Source organism: Streptomyces catenulae (assembly GCF_000718015.1).
GTDB classification, from domain to species: domain Bacteria; phylum Actinomycetota; class Actinomycetes; order Streptomycetales; family Streptomycetaceae; genus Streptomyces; species Streptomyces catenulae.
The window spans coordinates 1-4,680 of record NZ_JODY01000066.1 but is presented as its reverse complement, the minus strand read 5'-3'; the positions used below and the strand labels follow the sequence as shown (position 1 = coordinate 4,680).

The window sequence follows — 4,680 nt, the reverse complement described above, 5'->3', positions numbered from 1 at the left end:
GGGGCACGGGGCACCGAGGCCCATCCGTCGGGCATGGGGCACGGGGCACGGGGCGCGGGCCCCATCCGTCGGGCATGGGGCGCGGCCCCACGCCCCCCGCGTGCCCCCACGGGCCGTCAGCCCTCCCGCCCGCACCACGTCCTCCGCCCCATGCCGCCCCCGCGTGCCGCTTCCGGCCTCGTCCACCGCGGAGAGACACACCGACGGATTGCGCCGCTTCGGACAAACGCCACGGCGGCGTGGCACCCCTACGGTGGGGGCAGAGTCGACAGCGCGGATCTGCTCGCCGGTCCGTGCGCACCACCCACCACTTCGGAAGGGCCGGGATCCACTGTGCCGAACAATGCTGCAGCCCCCACCGCCTTTTGGGTCGCCGGCCGCGAGGCCACCGGTGACACCACCTTCGACGTCACCTCCCCCTGGGACGGACGTCTCGTCGGCACGGTGAGCGTCCCGACCGAGGAGCAGGTCGAGGAGGCCATCGCCGCCGCCGTCACCGTCCAGGGCGAGTTCGCCGCCACCCCCGCCCACGTCCGCGCCGCGGCCCTCAGCCACGTCGAGCGCCGACTGGTCGAGCGCACGGAGGAGATCGCGCAGCTGATCTCCGCGGAGAACGGCAAGCCCATCAAGTGGGCGCGCGGTGAGGTCGGCCGCGCCGTGTCCGTCTTCCGGTTCGCGGCCGAGGAGGCGCGCCGTTTCAACGGCGGCGAGGCGCAGCGGCTCGACACCGACGGCGGCGGCGCCGGACGCCTCGCGCTGACCCGTCGCTTCCCGCGCGGCACGGTGCTGGGTATCGCCCCGTTCAACTTCCCGCTCAACCTCTGCGCCCACAAGATCGCCCCCGCCATCGCGGCAGGCGTGCCGATCTTCCTCAAGCCGGCGCCCGCCACCCCGCTGTCCGGTCTGATCCTCGGTGAGCTCCTCGCCGAGACCGACCTCCCGGCCGGTTCCTGGTCGATCCTGCCGGTCCCCAACGACCGCATGACGGCGCTGGTCCAGGACGAGCGGCTGCCGGTCATCTCGTTCACCGGCTCCGAGAAGGTCGGCTACGACATCCTCGACTCGGTGCCCCGTAAGCACTGCACCCTGGAGCTGGGCGGCAACGGCGCGGCCGTCATCCTCGGCGACTACGCCTCCGAGGCGGACCTGGACTGGGCGGCCCAGCGGATCGCCACGTTCTCCAACTACCAGGGCGGCCAGTCCTGCATCTCGGTGCAGCGGGTGATCGCCGACGCGCAGGTCTACGACCGCCTGGTACCCAAGATCGTCGCTGCTGTCGAGGCGCAGGTCACCGGCGACCCGGCCGACGCCGCGACGGAGGTCGGCCCGCTGGTCAGCCAGGCCGCGGCCGAGCGCGTCGAGGCGTGGGTGGACGAGGCCGTCGCGGCCGGTGCCAAGCTGCTCACCGGCGGCAAGCGGGAGGGCGCCGCGTACGCGCCGACCGTCCTCGCGGAGCTGCCCGCCGACACCACCCTCGCCTGCGAGGAGGTCTTCGGGCCGGTGCTCTCGGTCGCGAAGGTCGACGGCGAGGCCGCCGCATTCGCCGCGGTCAACGACTCCAAGTACGGGCTCCAGGCGGGGGTGTTCACCCACGACGTGCAGGCGGCGTTCCGTGCGCACCGTGCGCTGGAGGTCGGCGGCGTGATCATCGGCGATGTGCCGTCGTACCGCGCCGACCAGATGCCGTACGGCGGCGCCAAGCTCTCCGGCGTCGGCCGTGAGGGCGTCCGCTACGCCATGGACGACTACACCTACGAGCGGGTCCTGGTGCTGACCGGCATCGACCTCTGAGGGACGGTGCCTGGCCCGTCGGCCGTGGCACCTCCCGTCCGCCCGACCCGGCCTGGACCGGTGGACAGCGCGGTCGTCCCCGAGACCGTCACATGAGTCCAGACCAGGCGCCGGTCCGCCCCTCCCGTGGACCGGCCCCGGCCGTGGCGCGCTCCGGCACCTTGTCCCGGAGCGCGCCACGGCCCGCGTCTTTTCGGCCACGGCCCGGGGCGCACCGGATCCCCACCGTACGGCCCCGTCCCCGGGGCCGTTTTCGCGTCCATGGGGTCTTGCGCCCGCGGCGGGGCCCCGCGCATGGGGCAATACCGGGACCCGCGCATGGGGCGGTTACGAAGCCCCGCATGGAGCGACCCCCGCGGGCCCCGCGCATGGCGCCCCCCTACGCATGGCGCCCCACGCCCCCCAGCACGGTGCGCCCCCACACCCCACGCATGGGGCAGCAGCAGGCCCCGCGCCCCATGCGGCAGCCCCTGCCGCGGCCCCGTGCCCAGCCCCCGCCCCGCCCCGTGCGACGGCCCCGCGCGTCGCGGTCACTGCGGCGGCGTACGCCTCACCGGCGCAACGCCCTCCCAGGGGTTCAGGGGCTGGCCGTCCCCGGCCGACGGCCCCCTCCGAAGCGTCCGGCGGTCGCGCAGCACTGGTGCAAACGCCGTATACCGGGTAAATCTCACAAGTACTCCATGAGTGCCCAGGGTGCCGTCCCAGCGGCCCCGGTCCGTCGGCACGATCGATCCGTCCGAACGCGGCGAGGTGAGCCCGACATGTCCGCTCCGACCACCCGCAACGTCTCCGAGCGGGAGGCACGGCAGGTCGCCGAGGCGGCCCGGGAACAGGACTGGCGCAAGCCCAGCTTCGCCAAGGAACTGTTCCTGGGACGCTTCCGGCTCGATCTGATCCACCCGCACCCCAGCCCGGCGACGGAGGACGTACGGCGCGGCGAGGCGTTCCTGGCCGCGCTGCGCACGTTCTGCGAATCCCGGATCGACGGCGCCCGCATCGAGCGCGAGGGACAGATCCCCGACGAGACCGTCAACGGGCTCAAGGAACTCGGCGCGCTCGGCATGAAGATCGACACGAAGTACGGCGGACTCGGCCTCACGCAGGTCTACTACAACAAGGCGCTCGCCCTCGTCGGCTCCGCCAGCCCCGCCGTCGGCGCGCTGCTCTCCGCGCACCAGTCGATCGGTGTCCCGCAGCCCGTGAAGCTCTTCGGCAGCCAGGAGCAGAAGGACACCTTCCTGCCCCGTTGCGCCCGTACCGACATCTCGGCGTTCCTGCTCACCGAGCCGGACGTCGGCTCGGACCCGGCGCGCCTGGCGACCACCGCCGTCCCCGACGGCGACGGATACCTCCTCGACGGCGTGAAGCTGTGGACCACCAACGGCGTCATCGCCGACCTGCTGGTGGTGATGGCGCGCGTGCCCGCGTCGGAGGGGCACCGGGGCGGCATCACCGCCTTCGTCGTCGAGACCGCGACGCCCGGCATCACCGTCGAACACCGCAACGCGTTCATGGGGCTGCGCGGGCTGGAGAACGGCGTCACCCGCTTCCACCGGGTGCGGGTCCCCGCCGCGCACCGTATCGGCCCCGAGGGCGCCGGGCTGAAGATCGCGCTGACCACCCTCAACACGGGGCGGCTGTCGCTGCCCGCGATGTGCGTGGGCTCCGGGAAGTGGGCCCTGAAGATCGCCCGGGAGTGGTCGGCCGTCCGCGAGCAGTGGGGCAGGCCGATCGGCGCGCACGAGGCGGTCGGCGCCAAGATCTCGTTCATCGCCGCGACCACCTTCGCCCTGGAGGCGGTCGTCGACCTCTCCTCCCAGATGGCCGACGAGAACCGCAACGACATCCGCATCGAAGCCGCCCTCGCCAAGCTCTACGGATCCGAGATGGGGTGGCGGATCGCCGACGAACTGGTCCAGATCCGCGGTGGCCGCGGCTTCGAGACCGCCGACTCGCTCGCCGCACGGGGTGAGCGCGCCGTGCCCGCCGAGCAGTTGCTGCGCGACATGCGGATCAACCGCATCTTCGAGGGATCGACGGAGATCATGCATCTGCTGATCGCCCGCGAGGCCGTCGATGCGCATCTGTCCGTCGCGGGCGACCTCATCGACCCGCGGAAGAGCCTCGGCGACAAGGGCCGGGCCGCCGCCGACGCCGGTCGCTTCTACGCCCGCTGGCTGCCCCAGCTCGTCACCGGGTCCGGTCAACTCCCGCGCGCCTACCAGGAGTTCGGTCAGCTCGCGGGGCATCTGCGGTACGTCGAGCGGTCCTGCCGCAAGCTGGCCCGCGCCACCTTCTACGCGATGTCGCGCTGGCAGGGACGGATGGAGACCAAGCAGGGTTTCCTCGGGCGGATCGTCGACATCGGCGCCGAACTGTTCGCCATGAGCGCCGCCTGCGTACGGGCCGAGCATCTGCGGCTGACCGGCGACCACGGGCGGGAGGCGTACCAGCTGGCCGACGCGTTCTGCCGACAGTCCCGGATCCGCGCCGACGAACTCTTCGCCCGGCTGTGGACCAACACCGACACCGTCGACCGCAAGCTCGTCTCCGGTGTCCTCGACGGCGCCTACCGCTGGCTGGAGGACGGCGTCGTCGACGCCAGCGGCGAAGGCCCCTGGATCGCCGACGCCACCCCGGGCCCCAGCACCCACCAGAACGTCCACCGCCCCGTCCGACGCCCCGGCTCCGACGCGCCGTAGCCCCGGGCGACGCACCACGGGGGAGCGGCGGGCCACCCGCCACCGTGCCCGCCCGCCCCGTGCCCTGCGCCCCATGCGCCGCGCCCCGTGCCCCGCGCATGGGGCACGACGCCCCCTCCGGCGCCGCCCCGTCCCACGCATGGGGCCCGGCGCCCCACGCCCCGCCCCATGCGCCACCACCCCGCCC

General features: G+C 73.5%; 2 protein-coding genes. Both read left to right on the top strand.

What is annotated here, in order from left to right; all coding sequences use genetic code 11:
• Window positions 1–333: 333 nt before the first annotated feature.
• Entirely contained in the window at window positions 334–1,791 is a 1,458-nt protein-coding gene (locus tag IF23_RS0130640; RefSeq protein ID WP_030289544.1) for an aldehyde dehydrogenase family protein, read from the top strand.
• 761 nt (window positions 1,792–2,552) lie between these two features.
• The gene (locus IF23_RS0130635) at window positions 2,553–4,493 is read left to right on the top strand and encodes an acyl-CoA dehydrogenase family protein (RefSeq protein WP_030289543.1); all 1,941 of its coding nucleotides are present in this window, start codon (window positions 2,553–2,555) and stop codon (window positions 4,491–4,493) included.
• Window positions 4,494–4,680 lie beyond the last annotated feature (187 nt).

What these genes read in the sequence shown, in the direction of transcription:
- IF23_RS0130635 (WP_030289543.1), top strand. Translation starts at nt 2,553, where the DNA reads ATGTCCGCTCCGACCACCCGCAACGTCTCCGAGCGGGAGGCACGGCAG.